Raw genomic sequence first — 14,956 nt, 5'->3', positions numbered from 1 at the left:
ACACCGCCTAGGAGCCCCTAGGCTTTTTTCTTCACGCCCAGCCGGTGCAACGTCCCGTGCGGGCTGAAAAGCGGGACCAAAGCAGAGAAGAAGTGGAATCGATCATCACTCTCCAGTGCGGCGATTGCAAGCGCCGGAACTACACGACTGTCAAGAACAAGAAGAACGACCCTGACCGCCTGGAGCTTCAGAAGTACTGCCGGTGGTGTCGCAAGCACACCTCGCATAGGGAAACCAAATAGCCATGGCAGTCTCCGCCCGGCGCCGGCCCAGCGCTCAGCCTCGAGGTGGCTTTGTCGGCTTCCTGCGGGAAACGTATGACGAGTTGCGCAAGGTGGTCTGGCCCACGCCGCCCGAGCTGTACCGCTACACGGTCATCGTGGTGATCACCACAGCCGTCATCGCGCTGTTCATCACTGTGGTGGACGCCAGCCTCCAGGAGCTGACCAAGCGGTTCATCTACGGCGCCTTTTCGGGCCAAGGCGGGGGCATCTCACTGCCCAAGATCTTCGGCGGCTAATTTAGGAATCACGACACATGGCACAGCAAACTCAGACCGCCACTTCCGACCCCCGCTGGTACGTCGTCCACGCGTACTCGGGTCATGAGGAGAAGGTCAAGAAGAACCTCGAGAAGAGGATCGAGTCGATGGATATGCACGACCTGATCCACGAAGTCTTCGTGCCCATGGAGGACGAGATCGAGATCAAGGACGGCAAGCGCCGCCACGTCCAGCGCCGGATCTACCCCGGCTACATCCTGGTCAAGATGGTGATGACCGACGAGTCCTGGTACGTCGTGCGCAACACGCCAGGCGTGACCAACTTCGTCGGCTCGGCCAACCAGGCGGTACCGCTGGAGGAGTCCGAGCTGAAGTCGATTTTGAAGCAGGTCAAGACCGAGCCCCAGATCCGGGTGGAGTTCCAAGTTGGCGAGAGCGTGCGAGTCGCCGATGGCCCCTTCGCCGACTTCATGGGCAAGGTCGACGAGATCAACCCTGAGAAGGGCAAGCTCAAGGTGCTGGTGAGCATGTTCGGCCGGGAGACCCCAGTTGAGTTGGACCTGCTCCAGGTTGAGAAGGTTCACTGAGGAGTTAGATGGCCAAGAAGAAGATTCGGACGATCGTCAAGATCGAGCTGCCGGCCGGGAAGGCGACACCGGCACCCCCGGTGGGAACCGCCCTGGGCCCCCATGGCGTCAACATCATGGAGTTCACCAAGGCCTACAACGAGCGCACAGCCGCTCAGGCGGGCGAAGTGGTCCCGGCGGAGATCACCATCTTCGAGGACAGGAGCTTCGTCTTCGTGCTCAAGACCTCGCCGACCGTCCAGATGTTGAAGAAGGCCGCCCAGGTCGAGAAGGGGTCCGCTCGGCAGAAGAAGGAGAAGGTGGGTTCCGTCACCAGGGAGCAGCTGCGCACCATCGCCGAGGCGAAGGCCAAGGACCTGAACGCGCACGGCATCGATCAGGCGGTGAAGATCATCGAGGGCACTGCCCGATCAATGGGGTTGGAAGTAGTTGGCTAGCAAGCACGGAAAGAAGTACACAGAGGCCCGAAAGCGGGTTGAAGAAGCCCTTGCCGGCAGAGAGGAGGGCCTGGCCCCGGTCCAGGCGGTTCAGGTGGTCAGGGACACTTCCACCGCCCGCTTCGATGCGACTGTGGAAGCCCACATCCGGTTGGGGGTCGACCCCCGCCACGCCGAGCAGATGGTCAGGGGAGCGGTTTCCCTGCCCAACGGCACAGGCAAGACGGTGCGCGTGGCCTGTTTCGTAGGCGGCGACAAGGCGAAGGAGGCGCAGGACGCCGGCGCTGACATTGTCGGTGGGGATGACCTGATCGCGAGGGTGAAAGATGGCTGGACCGAGTTCGACGTCGCCATCGCAACGCCTGACATGATGAGCAAGGTGGGGCCCCTGGGCAAGATCCTGGGACCCCGCGGGCTCATGCCAAACCCCAAATCGGGCACAGTTACCTTCGACATCGCTCGAGCAGTGAAAGAGGTGAAGGGCGGTCGCGTCGAGTACCGCACCGACAAGTTCGGCATCGTCCACGTGGCGATTGGCAAGGTGTCCTTCAGCGAGCAGTCGCTGGGCGAGAATCTCTCGGCAGTGGTCGACGCCCTGGTGCGGGCCAAGCCCTCCGCCGCCAAGGGCCAGTACTTCCGCACCGCCTACCTGACCACCACCATGGGTCCCTCGGTGCCGATCGACGTGCGGGAAGCCGCCAAACTCACGACCGCCTAGCCCCCGAGCCGGTCTGGCCGGCTGTACAATCAACGTTCGCCACAGACAGCAGGGGGCTTTCACAGCCTTAATCAAACCTGCCGAGGCAACGAACCAGGGGCTGTCGTCGCCGAGCCTTCGTGCCTGTCTGTGAGCACGGAGGATTTTTTATGGCACCCAAGGCAAAGAAGATCGAGCAGGTCCAGGAGCTGACCGAAAAGCTTCAGACGGCGAAGGCCGCCGTCATCACCCACTATCGCGGCCTGACCGTAGCCCAGCTGCACGACCTGCGCAACCGTCTCAGAGCCCAGAACGTCGAGTACAGGGTGGTGAAGAACACGCTGGCCCGGCGCGCGGCCCAGGACTCGGGCCACGGCTCGGCGGAGTTGGAGCAGATGCTGATCGGCCCCGTCGCCATCGCCTTTGGATTCGGCGAGCTGAGCGCGCCCGCCAAGCTCTTGGCGGAGTACACGCGACAGACCAGACTGCCGCTCGAAGTGATCGGCGGCCTCGTGGAAGGCCGGCTGATGGCCGCCGAGCAGGTCAGGCAGACGGCCGACCTGCCATCGCGGGAAGTGTTGCTGGCGCAGCTGCTGAGCACCCTGCAGAGCCCTATCGCGCAGTTGGTGGCCACTATGCAGGCGCCCGTGCAGACGCTGCTGGGGCTGCTCGAAGCGTATCGGACGAAGTTGGACGGCGAAGCCGCAACCGCGGCTTAGCGAAGATTCTGGAGATCTCTTAAAGGAGGATCTATGGCAACCAAGGTAACCCCCAAGGACTTCATCGAAGCGCTCAAGGAATGGAGCGTGCTCGACGTGGTGGAGGCCGTGAAGGCCATCGAGGACGAGTTCGGCATCAAGGCGGCAGCAGCTGTGGCAGCCCCGGCGGCCGGCGCGGCAGCTCCCGCCGCCGGACCGGCTGAGCCCGCCGCTGAGGAGCAGACCGAGTTCACAGTTCTGCTGAGCGGCATCGGCGAGAGCAAGATCAACGTGATCAAGGCTGTCCGCGAGCTGAGCCAGCTGGGTCTGAAGGAGGCGAAGGACCTGGTCGACGCGGCGCCCAAGAACGTCCTCGAAGGTGTCAGCAAGGAGGACGCTGACAAGGCGGCCACCCGACTGCGGGAGGCAGGAGCCACCGTCGAGGTAAAGTAGCCGGTAGAGCCGACATCAAGGGCGCTTCGCTGTGGACGGCGAGGCGCCCTTTCTTTTGTGCCGGGCGCTATGTCGGCTGGAAGACGAGCATGACGCGGCCCTGGCGGACGGTGGTCGCGGGGCTGGAGGTCTGGGCGTCTATTGCCGAGGAGAGCACTTCCCACTTGTAGGCCAGGCCCTGCCCCTCCTTCAAGCCGGGATCGTTGGTGTAGAGCAGGTCCTTGGCGGAGTCGTAGCCGATCACCACTATCACGTGGTAGACGCTCTTGCCGCCGTAGGTGGGATAGATCTTGGTGCCGCCCGGGCCGCCCCAGGTCATGACAGGGATGATCACGGGCCGGCCGGCCGCGAGGTGCTGCTTCAGCACATCCAGGTCCACCGGCACCACGCTGCCCTGCACCTTGTAGAACTGCGCTCCCACCTGGGCGACCTGGTCCAGGCGGAGGTCGAGGCTGCGATAGCTGCTCCGTTCCCAGGCGACGAACTTGGCCATCGTGGAGTCGGCCTCGGCAGGCGGGATGAGGCTGCGGTGGTCGCCCTCGTAGTACTGGCCGACCATCAGCACGTTGGCGGCCTCGCAGTACTCCTCGTGCGCCGCGTCCCATTTCTGGAAGGGGGCTTGGATGGTGAAGGGCACTCCCTGGATCTGGAGTGAGACGGGCAGCGGCGTGGGCGTCGGTACCGGCGTCGGAGCCGCGCTGGGCGCCTCAACGGCGGTCGGCGTGGGTGCCGCGGTGGCCGGGGCCTTCACCACCGCCTGCGTCTGGGGCGGCGGCGGGGTCTTATCGGCCTGCAGCCGCTGGTGCTGGTGGTAACCGACACCGGCGGCGCCCGCCCAGCAGACAAGGGAAGCCAGGGCGAGAATCGCCCAACGCGGCACGGGCATCCGCATACGATACTGGCGAATTGAGCGAGCAAGCTGGCCGGCTGGGCTCCCGTACAGTCCTCGACGCGAGTCTGATCCTGGCCGTCCGGGTTGTCTCCCGGCTGGTGGCGCTCGTGGTGGTGCTGAAGCTGGCCTCGCACTTGGGAGCCGAACGCTACGGCCAGTACGCCACGCTCATCGCCTACAGCGCGCTGGTCAGTGTGGTGGCCGACTTCGGACTCAGCTCCCTCTACACGCGGGAGGCTGCGCGCGCGCCTGCGCGCCTGCCGATATACCTGGCCACTCTGCTGCTGGGCAAGCTGCCCTTGGCAGCAGCTGCCGCCGCTCTGCTCGGGGGGGCACTCCTCTCCGCGAGGCTGGGTGGCCTGTTCCTGCCTGGAGCGCTGCTCCTGGCGCTGACCACCTACGCCACCCTGATCCGCAACACCTTCTACGCCCAAGGCCGGTTGGAGTTCGAAGCCATCGCCATCCTGGCCGAAACCGTGATCCAGGCAGGCGGCATCTTTCTCGGCGCTCGCTTCGGCCAGGGCATTGCTTACTTCGTCTGGGTCTACGCGGCCAGCTATGGCTTCACCTGTGTGTACAGCCTGCTGGTCATCCGCGTGGCCGGGCTCGCCCAGGGCTCGACCGGAGTGGATGGGCAACTTCTCCGCACGTGGCTGAAGCTGGCTTTTCCCTTCGCTCTGGGCTCGTTTCTGACCAACCTTTACTTCCGAGCCGACGTGCCGATCCTGCAGCACTTCCGCGCCTACCAGGAGGTGGGCTGGTACCAGCTGGCCTACAAGCCGTTCGAGGCACTCCAATTCGTGCCGCTGGCAGTCCAGGCGGTCGTCTACCCGCTGCTGGGCGTCTACCACCAGGAGCCGGGCCCGCGGCTGGCCGTGGCCTATGGGCGATTCTTCAAAATCCTGATTCTCCTGGGTTGGCCGCTGTCAGTGGGCACACTGCTCCTGGCGCATCCCATCGGCCGTCTCTTCCGGCTCTTTCCCGAGTCGGAGCCCTCGCTTCGGATACTGTCCCTGGCCATAGTCTTCCTCTTCGCCAACTCCTGCTTCACAGCGATGCTCTACGCCATTGACAGGCAGGATCTGTTCGCCTGGGCTACAGGCCTGGCGGTGGTGGTGAACGTCGGGTTGAACCTCATCCTGATTCCCCTCTACGGCTATCTCGCGGCCAGCGCCACAACAGTGGTGACCGAAGCCGCCTTCTCGGTTGCCGGCTGGTACTTCGTCGGTCGGCGGTTCAAGCTGCCGCTCGTCAGGCTCTCCTGGCGCATTCTCCTGGCAGGGCTCATCATGGGCGTTGTCTTGGTTCCGCTGGCCGGGCGCTCGATCTTCTTGAGCGCGCCCTCGGGGGCTCTCGTCTACGGCCTCGGGCTGGTGCTGCTGCGGGCGATCGAGAGGGAGGAGTTGGACCTCTTCCTGAGAGGGCTCAGGCTGCGCCGCTGAAGGTTTATGTGGCACCGGGCTGGCGCGGCGGAGCAGCGCAGGTTGAGCCGTACGTGGCAGGCCTGCGCCGCCTTGGATTCGCCGCCGATGCGCTCGAGCTTCCGATTGGACCGGCGGAGCGCGCTGTGCCTGCCTTTCTGTCCCTCGCGGGTCCCCGGGTGGTCGCGGCGGGGGTCTCCTTCGGAGGTCGGGTCGCAACCCTCGCGGCCGCCGAGCAGGCCTTTGCAGGAGTGATCGCGTTCAGCTTCCCACTCCGCGGTCAGGCGGAGCGCCGGACGGCCCACTGGCCCAGGATCGGCTGTCCCGCCCTCATCGTCAACGGCCGCGACGACGATTGGGCGCCTGGGCCGGAATTGGTCCGCGTTATGCCCCGTCTCAGGGCCGGCCGGCTGGTCCAGCTGGCCGGCGCCGGGCACGATCTCCGCCCAATGCTGGAGCAAGCCCTGAGCGCCGCCGCGGCTTTTCTGGCGGAGCTCAGCTAACAACGGCAGGCCAACCAGTTGCCTGTACCTGCCAAATGTTCGGTCCAGGGAGCCTCCGGCCCGCGAAACATCCGACCGTTACAGGCTGACTAGACTGGCTGCGATGGCAACGCTCGGCAGGCTTCGCAACCGTCCGCAGTCGCATGTTTATGGCTCGGGGCGGCGCGGGATCTCCGGTCTCGGCCTGCTCCTGGTTCTCGCCGGCCTGCTGGTGGCGGCGCTCGCACTCTCCGGTCGGGGCGTCTGGGTGCTCCGCTTCTGGCCGGCGATCTTTGTGCTGGTCGGTGGATTCGGACTGATCCGCCGCCCAGGTTGGGTTCATGAGCTGGACTGGCGGACCGGCGGCCATAGCCAGCGCCTGTTGGACCGCTCTCGCGAGCTCTTCAGCCTGGCCCTGCTTCTGTTTGGCATCTTTTGCCTGCCCTTCACGCTGCACCTGCTGGACGCCCGTCTGATCGGTCCTGCTCTGCTGATCGCGCTTGGCCTACTCCTGGTCTGGCGCCGGAACCGCTGAGCTGCTGGACGAGCAGGGCTGGTTGGAGATTTTCTCCGGCCTGGGCACGCTGATCGCCGAGGCAGTGGTGCCTCTACTGGGCACGGCCGCGGGTCGTGAAGAGCACGGCAGGGGGGAGGGTGGAGACCGCACGCTGGAACTGGACAGGCGGGCGGAGCAGGTGGTGCTGGCTGAGCTGCAAAAGCTCTGCCGCGCCGGGGAGCGCTTTTCGGTCCTCTCCGAGGAAGCCGGGCTGATCGAGTTCGGGGCACCCTTTCCCCGCGTGCTTCTGGACCCGGTGGACGGCAGCCTGAATGCCCAGCGCGGCCTGCCGGTGGTGGGCACCATGCTCTGCCTGGTCGCCGGTCCCACCCTGGGCGAGGCGCAGGTGGGCTACGTCCAAAACCTGCTCAGCGGTGAGCGCTGGCACACCATCCGCGGTGGTGGCGTACATCGGAACGGTCAGCGCCTGCGGCCCTTTCCTGCCGGAAACCGGGACCGGATCGAGGTGCTGGGCCTGGAGAGCGGTCCCCGCAATTTGCTCGCAGCACAGGCGCTGATCGAGCGGGCGGGGAAGGTGCGACTCCTGGGCTCGATGGCGCTGTCGCTCGCTCATACAGCGGCCGGCGGCATCGACGTGCACTGCTCGCCGATCACTGCCCGCTGCCTGGATCTCGCCGCCAGTGCACTGATGATGGCCGAGGTGGGCGGCCTGGTGACCGATCTGGACGGTGAGCCATTGGCGCGGCTCCCAGCCGATCTGACCGGCCGCTCGACCATCCTCGCTTCGGCCAGCCCAGAGCTCCACCAGTTGGCCCGGGACCTGCTGCGCGGTGGAAGGGACTGATACGTGAAGCGGCTACAGCGCCGGCGGAAAGCCGACCTGCAGCCGCCGCAGCCGAACGCCGGTGCAACATCGTCCCGGGCGATGGTTGAGAGACTGGGCCGGGCCGTGATCGAGAGGGTGACCCCGGAGATCGATGCCGGTCGATTTCCCATCAAGCGGGCGCTGGGTGAGTCGGTAAGGGTGGAGGCTGATGTGTTCGCCGACGGTCATGATGTGGTTGCGGCGCGCGTGTTGCACAGGCCGGCTGGCGACAAGGACTGGCGCCAGGTGCCGATGCGGCCGCTGGGCAACGACCGCTGGTGGGCCGAGTTTCAGGTCGACCAGCTGGGCAGTCACCACTACACGGTGCAGGCCTGGGTGGACTATTTCCAGACCTGGCTGCGCGACCTACGCAGTCGCTTGGAAGCAGGCCAGGACTTGAGCGTCGACCTTCGGATCGGCGCCGAGCTGGTCGGTGAGGCTGGGGATCGGGCCCGGGGCGACAAAGCCGCACAGTTGAAGCAGTCCGCCCGTCAGCTGGCGACAGGCGACGGCGTCGAGCACGCTCTGGAACCGCGCCTGGCCGAGCTCATGCAGCAGCCTCCAGACCAGCGTTTCGCCACCGCTTACGAACGGGAGCTGGTAATCAGCGTCGACCCGGAGCTGGCTCGCTTCTCAGCCTGGTACGAGATGTTCCCTCGCTCGGCCGCGGCCGAGCCCGGAGACCATGGCACGCTGCGTGACGTGGAGCGCCAGCTGCCTTATGTCGCCGGGATGGGCTTCGACATCCTCTATCTGCCGCCCATCCATCCCATCGGGAGCCAGTACCGCAAGGGACCGAACAACAATGTTGCGGCCGTGGACCTGGACGTCGGTAGTCCGTGGGCCATCGGGGGCCCGGAGGGCGGCCACAAGGCGGTCCACCCCAAGCTGGGCACACTGGCGGACTTCCAACACCTCGTCGCTGAAGCGGAGCGACACGGCTTGAAGGTGGCGCTGGACGTCGCCTTCCAGGCCTCGCCTGATCATCCCTACGTGAAGGACCGTCCCGAGTGGTTCCGGCACCGCCCGGACGGCACCATCCAATACGCGGAGAACCCGCCCAAGAGGTATCAGGACATCTACCCGTTCGATTTCAGCTGCGCCGATTGGCGGGAGCTCTGGCGGGAGCTCTGCAGCATCTTCGAGTTCTGGATCGAGCAGGGGGTGAGCGTCTTTCGGGTGGACAACCCGCACACCAAGCCCTTCCAGTTCTGGGAGTGGACGATCGGCTGCCTCAAGGCCCAGCACCCGGAGCTGATCTTCCTGGCCGAGGCGTTCACGCGGCCGAAGGTGATGTATCGCCTGGCCAAGCTGGGCTTCAACCAGTCTTACACGTACTTCGCCTGGCGCGATACTGCCAGCGAGCTGCGAGAGTACATGACCGAACTCACGCGGACGGAGGTCTCCCAATTCTTCCGGCCCAACTTCTGGCCCAACACCCCTGACATCCTGACCGAGGCCCTGCAGGTGGGGGGACGCAACGCCAACGCGCTGCGCTTGGTGCTGGCGGCCACGCTCACAGCCAGTTACGGCATCTTCGGTCCCGCCTTCGAGCTGGCTGACAATCGGCCGCTCGGCGTCGGTCGGGAGGACTATCTGGACTCCGAGAAGTACCAGGTGAGGCACTGGGATCGCCAAGCTCCGCGCAGCCTGCGACACTTGATCGCGCGGGTGAACCGGATCCGGCACGAGCACCCTGCGCTGCAGCAGGACCGGACCCTCCGATTTCTGGCTACCGACAACGAGCGCCTGCTGGCCTACGCCAAGACCGCTGGCGACGGCTCCGACGCGATGGTCATCGTTGTGAATCTGGATCCGCGCTGGCGCCAGTCGGGCTGGATCGAGCTGCCGGCACTCACACCCCCCGGTCGGCCTGAGGTACTTGTTCATGATGTGTTGAACGGCGACCTCTACGTCTGGAACAGTGTTCGTTGGAACTACGTCGAGTTGGATCCGGCCGAGTCCCCCGCTCACATCCTGAGCGTCGACGCCCGCCTTCGGCCGGAGATCTAGCTTGCCCTATGTATCAGGGAACCTGAACTAGTTCCAATGCCGCTGGACGACACACCCGACTGGTACAAGGACGCAGTCATCTATGAATTGCACGTGCGTTCGTTCCGCGACTCCGACGGGGACGGCGTGGGTGACTTCACCGGCCTGATCCAGAAGCTGGACCACATCGCCGGCCTGGGCGCGACAGCGCTCTGGATCCTGCCCTTCTATCCCTCACCGCTTCGGGACGACGGCTACGATATCGCTGACTACTGCCAGGTCAATCCCGGCTACGGTCGCGTCGCGGACGTCCGCAAGTTGGTCCGAGAAGCACACAAGCGCGGGCTGCGTGTCATCACGGAGCTGGTCTGCAACCACACCTCCGACCAACATCCCTGGTTCCAGCGAGCGCGTCGCGCCCGGCCTGGGAGCGTGTATCGCGACTACTACGTGTGGAGCGACACCGATCAACGCTACCTCGACGCCCGCATCATCTTCAAGGACTTCGAAAGTTCGAACTGGACCTGGGACCCGGTCGCGCAGGCCTACTACTGGCACCGGTTCTACTCGCATCAGCCGGACCTCAACTACGACAGCCCGCGGGTCCAGGCGGAGATCAAGAAGGTGGTCGACTACTGGCTGGCGATGGGCATCGACGGCCTCCGCCTGGACGCCATCCCCTACCTGTATGAGCGGGACGGAACCAACTGCGAAAACCTGCCCGAAGGTCACCGCTTCCTGAAGGACTTGCGCGCCCACATCGACGCCCGCTTCCCTCACCGGATGCTGTTGGCGGAAGCCAACCAGTGGCCGGAGGACGCGGTCACCTATCTCGGCGAAGGGGAAGGCGACGAGTGCCACATGGCCTTTCACTTTCCTGTCATGCCGCGCCTGTTCATGGCACTGCGGATGGAGGACCGCTACCCGATCGTCGACATCATGGCCCAGACGCCGATCCTGCCGAAGAACGCGCAGTGGGCGATCTTCCTCCGCAACCACGACGAGCTGACACTCGAGATGGTCACCGACGAGGAACGCGACTACATGTACAGGGCCTACACGCAGGATCCCGACGCGCGGATCAACCTCGGCATCCGGCGGCGGCTCAGCCCGCTGCTGCACAACAATCGCCGTCGGATCGAGCTCATGAACGGCCTTCTGTTCTCCCTGCCCGGCACTCCTGTCGTCTACTACGGCGATGAGATAGGCATGGGCGACAACATCCACCTGGGCGACCGGCACGGCGTGCGCACGCCAATGCAGTGGACTGCCGACCGCAACGCCGGCTTCTCCTCCGCCAACCGTCAGAGGCTGTATCTACCTGTCATCACAGACCCCGAGTATCACTACGAGGCGATTAACGTCGAAGCCCAGGAGTCGAATCCCCAGTCACAGTTGAACTGGATGCGGCGGTTGATAGCGCTGCGCAGGCGGCACCCTGCCTTCGGCCGCGGCTCGTTCGAGTTCGTCTATCCGGAAAACCGCAGGGTCCTTGCGTTCATCCGCCAGCTCGGCGAAGCACGGATCCTGGTTGTCGCCAATCTATCCCGCTTCGCCCAGTTCGCCAACCTGGATCTCTCAGCCTTTCGCGGCCTTAACCCGGTCGAGATTTTCGGCCGCACCGAGTTCCCCCAGGTCGGCGATGGCCCCTATCCGCTGACGCTCGGTCCGCACTCGTTCTACTGGTTCTCGCTGGAGCCGGCCCGCGTGGAGCTGAACGAGGAAGGCCCGCTGCCGGCGCTCTCCCTGGTGGACTCGGAGCTCGTGGGGGCGCTGCCCAAGTACCTGCGCCGGCAGCGTTGGTTCGGGGCCAAGAGCCGGCGTGTGAAGGAGGTGCAGGTGGTCGACACAGTGCCGCTCGCCAACGCCCAGCTGAAGCTCCTCGAAGTGCGCTTTGCCGACCACGACGCCGACATCTATGCGCTGCCGCTGGTGCCAGGGCCGGACGGCCAGGCGTTTGACGCGCTCCTGGAGCGCGACTTCAATGGGGCTTTGCTCGATGCGATCGGCCGGCGTCGGCGCTTTCGCGGCCGCCACGGCGACGTCGTGGCGCTGCCGACCGCGCACATGCCCCACATGAACGCCGCCGACGGCGAACTGCTGCCGCGGCTCTCTCTGGCGGAGCAGAGCAACAACTCAGTCATCTTCGGCGAGCGCCTGATCCTGAAGCTCTATCGGAAGTTGGAGCCGGGCATCAACCCTGACCTGGAGATGTCGCGCTTTCTGACCGAGGCGGGGTTTCGCAACGTGGCCCAGGTGTATGGAGCGCTGCTCTACCGCTCTGGCAGAGACCAGACCGCCACTCTGGCCATGCTGCAGGCCTACGTCCCCAACCGGGGCGACGCCTGGAGTCAGGTTCTGGACGAGCTGGGAAGCGGCGAGTCTGGCGCTATCGAGCGCTACCAGCCGTACGCTGAACTGCTCGGCCGGCGGACAGCCGAGATGCACCTCGTGCTGGCCTCAGATCCGGATGACCCGGCCTTCGCGCCTGAGCCCAGCACGATGCTGTCGATACGCTCGAGCTACCAGTCGGTTCGAACCCTGGCCGCCCAGGTGCTGCAGGCGCTGCGCAGACAGTTACCTCAGATGGAGGGCGAGTCCCAGGAGTTGGCTCGGCGCGTGACGAGTGGCGAGGACCAGATCCAGCGACGGCTGCGTGCTCTGCTCCAGGAGCGCGTCGAGGCGGCCCGCATCCGCTGCCACGGCGACTATCACCTGGGGCAGGCTCTCTTCACCGGCGGGGACTTCGTCATAGTGGATTTCGAAGGTGAGCCGGCTCGACCCCTGCCCGAGCGGCGGCTCAAGCGCTGGGCGCTGAAGGACGTGGCGGGAATGCTCCGCTCCTTCGCCTATGCCGCCGCCGCGTCGGAGGTCGACTTCGGCCAGGAGTGGGCAGCCGCGGCCAGCCACGCGTTCCTGCGCGGCTACTGGACGGCCGCCGGCGACGCGCCCTTCGTGCCTCGTACTGCTGCCGAAAGGGAGCTGCTCCTGGAAGTCATGCTGATCGAGAAGGCCCTCTACGAGCTGCGCTATGAACTTGACAACCGGCCGCAATGGGTGTCGATCTCGCTGCGCGGCCTGGCAGCTCTGGTTGAGAGGTCATGAGATCTCTCATTACCGACACTGACCTCTATCTCTTCAACGAGGGCAGTCACTTTCACCTGGCCGCCAAGCTGGGAGCCCATCCGCTCGAGGGAGGAACCCAGATGGCAGTGTGGGCGCCCAACGCGGAATATGTGTCAGTAATCGGCGACCACAACGGCTGGGACAAGGGCGCTCAGCCGCTCCAGCGCCGCGGTGATTCCGGCATCTGGGAGGCCTTCCTGCCGGGCCTAGGCCCGGGTGCTGTCTACAAGTTCCACATCGTGGGCCCGCACGGTTTTCACCGCGTGGACAAGGCCGACCCGCTCGCCCGCTTCGCTGAAGTCGCGCCCCGCCAGGGCTCGGTGGTGTGGGACCTGGCCTATGAGTGGGGTGATGCAGAGTGGCGCAAGTTGCGGGGCCAGAGCTCGGCAGCCCGGGAGGCGTGGTCGATCTACGAGGTACACCTGGGCTCCTGGCGGCGGGTGCCGGACGAAGGGAACCGCTCGCTCAGCTATCGCGAGCTGGCGCCTCAGCTGGCCGACTATGTCGAGTGGCTCGGCTTCACTCACGTCGAATTCCTACCTGTCATGGAGCACCCCTTCTTTGGTTCCTGGGGCTACCAGGTGACAGGTTTCTTCGCCCCCTCCAGCCGCTACGGCACGCCGCAGGACTTCAAATACCTGGTCGATCACCTTCACCAGCGCGGCATCGGCGTGATCCTGGACTGGGTGCCGTCACATTTCCCCACCGATGCGCATGGCCTCGGTTACTTCGATGGGACTCACCTTTACGAGCACTCGGACCCTCGCCAGGGGTTCCATCCGGAGTGGAACAGCAACATCTTCAACTATTCCCGGCACGAGGTGCGGAGCTTCCTCATCTCCAGCGCTCTCTGGTGGCTGGAGGAGTACCACGCCGACGGGCTCAGGGTGGACGGTGTGGCCTCGATGCTCTACCTCGACTACGCCCGCAAGCGAGGCGAATGGCTGCCCAACGAACGCGGCGGCCGGGAGAATCTGGGCGCCGTCGAGCTCCTGCGCAGCATGAACAGCGCCATCTACGCAGCCCTCCCGGACGCTGAGACGATTGCTGAGGAGTCCACTTCCTGGCCGGGCGTCTCCCGGCCGACCTACCTGGGCGGCCTGGGCTTCGGCATGAAGTGGGATCTGGGCTGGATGCACGACACGCTGGAATACCTGGAGCTGGAGGGCATCCATCGCAAGTTCCACCACAGCAAGCTGACCTTCCGCCGCCTGTACGCCTTCAGCGAGAACTTCGTGCTGCCTCTCTCGCACGACGAGGTGGTTTACGGCAAGGGCTCGCTGCTGGCGAAAATGCCCGGCGACGACTGGCAGAAGTTTGCCAATCTCAGGCTGCTGCTGGGCTGGATGTGGGCCTCCCCGGGCAAGAAGCTGCTCTTCATGGGCGGCGAGTTCGGCCAGCGCGCCGAGTGGAACCACGACTCATCGCTGGATTGGCACTTGACCGGTGATGACAGGCACGCCGGAATCCAGCGCTGGCTCCGGGACCTGAACGAGCTCTACCGCCGCGAGCCTGCGCTTCATCGTCTCGACTTCGAGGCCGGCGGCTTCGAGTGGGTGGATGCCAACGACTCCGAGCAGTCAGTCATCTCGTTGCTGCGAACGGATGGCGAGCGAAGTGTGCTGGCGGCGTTCAACTTCACGCAAGTGCCACGACCTGGCTACCGGCTTGGCGTGCCGGACGAAGGCTACTGGCGCGAGCTCCTCAACAGCGATGCCGCCGAATACTGCGGCTCCGGCTGGGGCAACCAGGGCGGGGTTTCGACAGCACCGATTTCCTGGCACGACCGCGCACACTCTCTGCAGCTGACCCTGCCACCGTTAGCTGCCGTCTTCTTCGGATTGGGCGAGGCCCAACAAAGCCAGCACTGAATTTCCGGCAGACATGGTGATTAACCGGCCAGCATAAGAAAGGGGCCGGTCATTTCCGGCCCCCAAGATAATCTATCAGCGCCGACCGCCAGAAGTCCTGTAGCAGTTTTCCGGGCTAAAGCTGCCCAAGCTGTTCGGGTTCAATCGACCTCGAAACCAGTTGAAACTATTCAGGTCTCCCGACTGGGTCGACGCGAAAGTTCTCCGGTGGTTCAACCATAGGCACCTCCGTGAAACTGATGTTCAGCGTAGTTGGAGTGTGCTCCTTTGCAAGCCTTTTGTCAAGCGGCTGTACTCGTCCGTCACCTCCGTTACACCGTCTCCGTTGAGTTGCGGGCGAGCCAGTCTTGGAGGAACTGCTCGGGGGTCAGGTAGCCGAGAGCCTGGTGAGGGCGGACCCGGTTGTAGGTGTCCTC

The 14,956-nt window shown here is 65.0% G+C and carries 16 protein-coding genes and 1 other annotated feature; of the genes, 14 read left to right on the top strand and 2 right to left on the bottom strand.

The features are described 5' to 3' along the window. Positions 1–92: 92 nt before the first annotated feature. From rpmG to rplL, 7 genes are all read left to right on the top strand, one after another. Positions 93–242: a 50S ribosomal protein L33 gene (rpmG, locus tag ACR2MZ_RS12035; RefSeq protein WP_434005277.1), complete on the top strand. Its 150-nt coding sequence runs from the start codon at positions 93–95 to the stop codon at positions 240–242. Between the two features lie 2 nt (positions 243–244). Then, positions 245–520 (top strand): preprotein translocase subunit SecE, encoded by a 276-nt coding sequence (gene secE / locus ACR2MZ_RS12030; RefSeq protein WP_434005276.1) that lies wholly within the window; start codon positions 245–247, stop codon positions 518–520. 17 nt (positions 521–537) lie between these two features. Next, positions 538–1,089, top strand: coding sequence for a transcription termination/antitermination protein NusG (gene nusG, locus ACR2MZ_RS12025; RefSeq protein WP_434005275.1), 552 nt, complete (start codon positions 538–540; stop codon positions 1,087–1,089). Between the two features lie 8 nt (positions 1,090–1,097). Beyond that, positions 1,098–1,526, top strand: a complete 429-nt coding sequence (gene rplK / locus ACR2MZ_RS12020) for a 50S ribosomal protein L11 (protein ID WP_338182651.1) — start codon at positions 1,098–1,100, stop codon at positions 1,524–1,526. Continuing rightward, complete coding sequence (gene rplA / locus ACR2MZ_RS12015; protein ID WP_434005274.1) at positions 1,519–2,244, top strand: 50S ribosomal protein L1; 726 nt, start codon at positions 1,519–1,521, stop codon at positions 2,242–2,244. Before rplK ends, rplA begins: the two co-directional genes overlap by 8 nt. Before the next feature lie 21 nt (positions 2,245–2,265). Next, positions 2,266–2,401 (top strand) — a sequence feature (ribosomal protein L10 leader region). After that, positions 2,394–2,942 carry a 50S ribosomal protein L10 gene (rplJ, locus tag ACR2MZ_RS12010; protein ID WP_434005273.1) on the top strand — a complete coding sequence of 183 codons (549 nt, stop codon included), beginning with the start codon at positions 2,394–2,396 and terminating at the stop codon, positions 2,940–2,942. Its footprint overlaps the feature before it by 8 nt. A 33-nt stretch (positions 2,943–2,975) precedes the next feature. Next, positions 2,976–3,374: a 50S ribosomal protein L7/L12 gene (gene rplL / locus ACR2MZ_RS12005; RefSeq protein ID WP_434005272.1), complete on the top strand. Its 399-nt coding sequence runs from the start codon at positions 2,976–2,978 to the stop codon at positions 3,372–3,374. Between the two features lie 67 nt (positions 3,375–3,441). On the opposite strand, the gene ACR2MZ_RS12000 is transcribed toward rplL, so the two are convergent. Continuing rightward, the gene (locus ACR2MZ_RS12000; RefSeq protein WP_434005271.1) at positions 3,442–4,254 is read right to left on the bottom strand and encodes a C39 family peptidase; all 813 of its coding nucleotides are present in this window, start codon (positions 4,252–4,254) and stop codon (positions 3,442–3,444) included. Between the two features lie 26 nt (positions 4,255–4,280). Here ACR2MZ_RS12000 and ACR2MZ_RS11995 point away from each other — a divergent pair, with 26 nt between their 5' ends. From ACR2MZ_RS11995 to glgB, 7 genes are all read left to right on the top strand, one after another. Then, a complete protein-coding gene (locus tag ACR2MZ_RS11995) occupies positions 4,281–5,708 on the top strand; it encodes a flippase (RefSeq protein WP_434005270.1) in 1,428 nt (475 codons plus the stop codon). A gap of 8 nt (positions 5,709–5,716) precedes the next feature. Next, positions 5,717–6,190 carry an alpha/beta family hydrolase gene (locus tag ACR2MZ_RS11990; RefSeq protein ID WP_434005269.1) on the top strand — a complete coding sequence of 158 codons (474 nt, stop codon included), beginning with the start codon at positions 5,717–5,719 and terminating at the stop codon, positions 6,188–6,190. A gap of 103 nt (positions 6,191–6,293) precedes the next feature. Beyond that, the gene (locus ACR2MZ_RS11985) at positions 6,294–6,704 is read left to right on the top strand and encodes a LiaF transmembrane domain-containing protein (protein ID WP_434005268.1); all 411 of its coding nucleotides are present in this window, start codon (positions 6,294–6,296) and stop codon (positions 6,702–6,704) included. Then, positions 6,670–7,530 (top strand): inositol monophosphatase family protein, encoded by an 861-nt coding sequence (locus tag ACR2MZ_RS11980; protein ID WP_434005267.1) that lies wholly within the window; start codon positions 6,670–6,672, stop codon positions 7,528–7,530. The genes ACR2MZ_RS11985 and ACR2MZ_RS11980 overlap by 35 nt, the downstream gene beginning before the upstream one ends. A gap of 81 nt (positions 7,531–7,611) precedes the next feature. Continuing rightward, positions 7,612–9,564, top strand: a complete 1,953-nt coding sequence (locus tag ACR2MZ_RS11975; protein ID WP_434005302.1) for an alpha-1,4-glucan--maltose-1-phosphate maltosyltransferase — start codon at positions 7,612–7,614, stop codon at positions 9,562–9,564. A 36-nt stretch (positions 9,565–9,600) separates the two neighbouring features. Continuing rightward, positions 9,601–12,648 carry a maltose alpha-D-glucosyltransferase gene (gene treS / locus ACR2MZ_RS11970; protein WP_434005266.1) on the top strand — a complete coding sequence of 1,016 codons (3,048 nt, stop codon included), beginning with the start codon at positions 9,601–9,603 and terminating at the stop codon, positions 12,646–12,648. Continuing rightward, on the top strand, positions 12,645–14,540 hold the full coding sequence (gene glgB / locus ACR2MZ_RS11965) for a 1,4-alpha-glucan branching protein GlgB (protein WP_434005265.1): 1,896 nt from the start codon (positions 12,645–12,647) through the stop codon (positions 14,538–14,540). Before treS ends, glgB begins: the two co-directional genes overlap by 4 nt. 311 nt (positions 14,541–14,851) lie before the next feature. Here the strand turns inward: glgB and ACR2MZ_RS11960 are convergent. After that, positions 14,852–14,956: integrase core domain-containing protein (locus ACR2MZ_RS11960; RefSeq protein WP_434003199.1), on the bottom strand; the 105-nt coding region annotated here is incomplete at its 5' end.

Origin of the sequence: Candidatus Dormiibacter sp. (assembly GCF_050999135.1) — a bacterium.
In the GTDB taxonomy this organism is placed as follows: Bacteria; Chloroflexota; Dormibacteria; order Dormibacterales; family Dormibacteraceae; genus Dormiibacter; species Dormiibacter spiritus.
The sequence above is the reverse complement of the archived record's forward strand: the minus strand, read 5'-3'. Positions and strand labels throughout refer to the sequence as shown.

Coding starts and splice junctions, on each gene's coding strand:
- ACR2MZ_RS11985 (WP_434005268.1), top strand. CDS start 6,294: ATGGCAACGCTCGGCAGGCTTCGCAACCGTCCGCAGTCGCATGTTTAT.
- glgB (WP_434005265.1), top strand. CDS start 12,645: ATGAGATCTCTCATTACCGACACTGACCTCTATCTCTTCAACGAGGGC.
- rplK (WP_338182651.1), top strand. CDS start 1,098: ATGGCCAAGAAGAAGATTCGGACGATCGTCAAGATCGAGCTGCCGGCC.
- nusG (WP_434005275.1), top strand. CDS start 538: ATGGCACAGCAAACTCAGACCGCCACTTCCGACCCCCGCTGGTACGTC.
- secE (WP_434005276.1), top strand. CDS start 245: ATGGCAGTCTCCGCCCGGCGCCGGCCCAGCGCTCAGCCTCGAGGTGGC.
- rplJ (WP_434005273.1), top strand. CDS start 2,394: ATGGCACCCAAGGCAAAGAAGATCGAGCAGGTCCAGGAGCTGACCGAA.
- ACR2MZ_RS11975 (WP_434005302.1), top strand. CDS start 7,612: ATGGTTGAGAGACTGGGCCGGGCCGTGATCGAGAGGGTGACCCCGGAG.
- rplL (WP_434005272.1), top strand. CDS start 2,976: ATGGCAACCAAGGTAACCCCCAAGGACTTCATCGAAGCGCTCAAGGAA.
- treS (WP_434005266.1), top strand. CDS start 9,601: ATGCCGCTGGACGACACACCCGACTGGTACAAGGACGCAGTCATCTAT.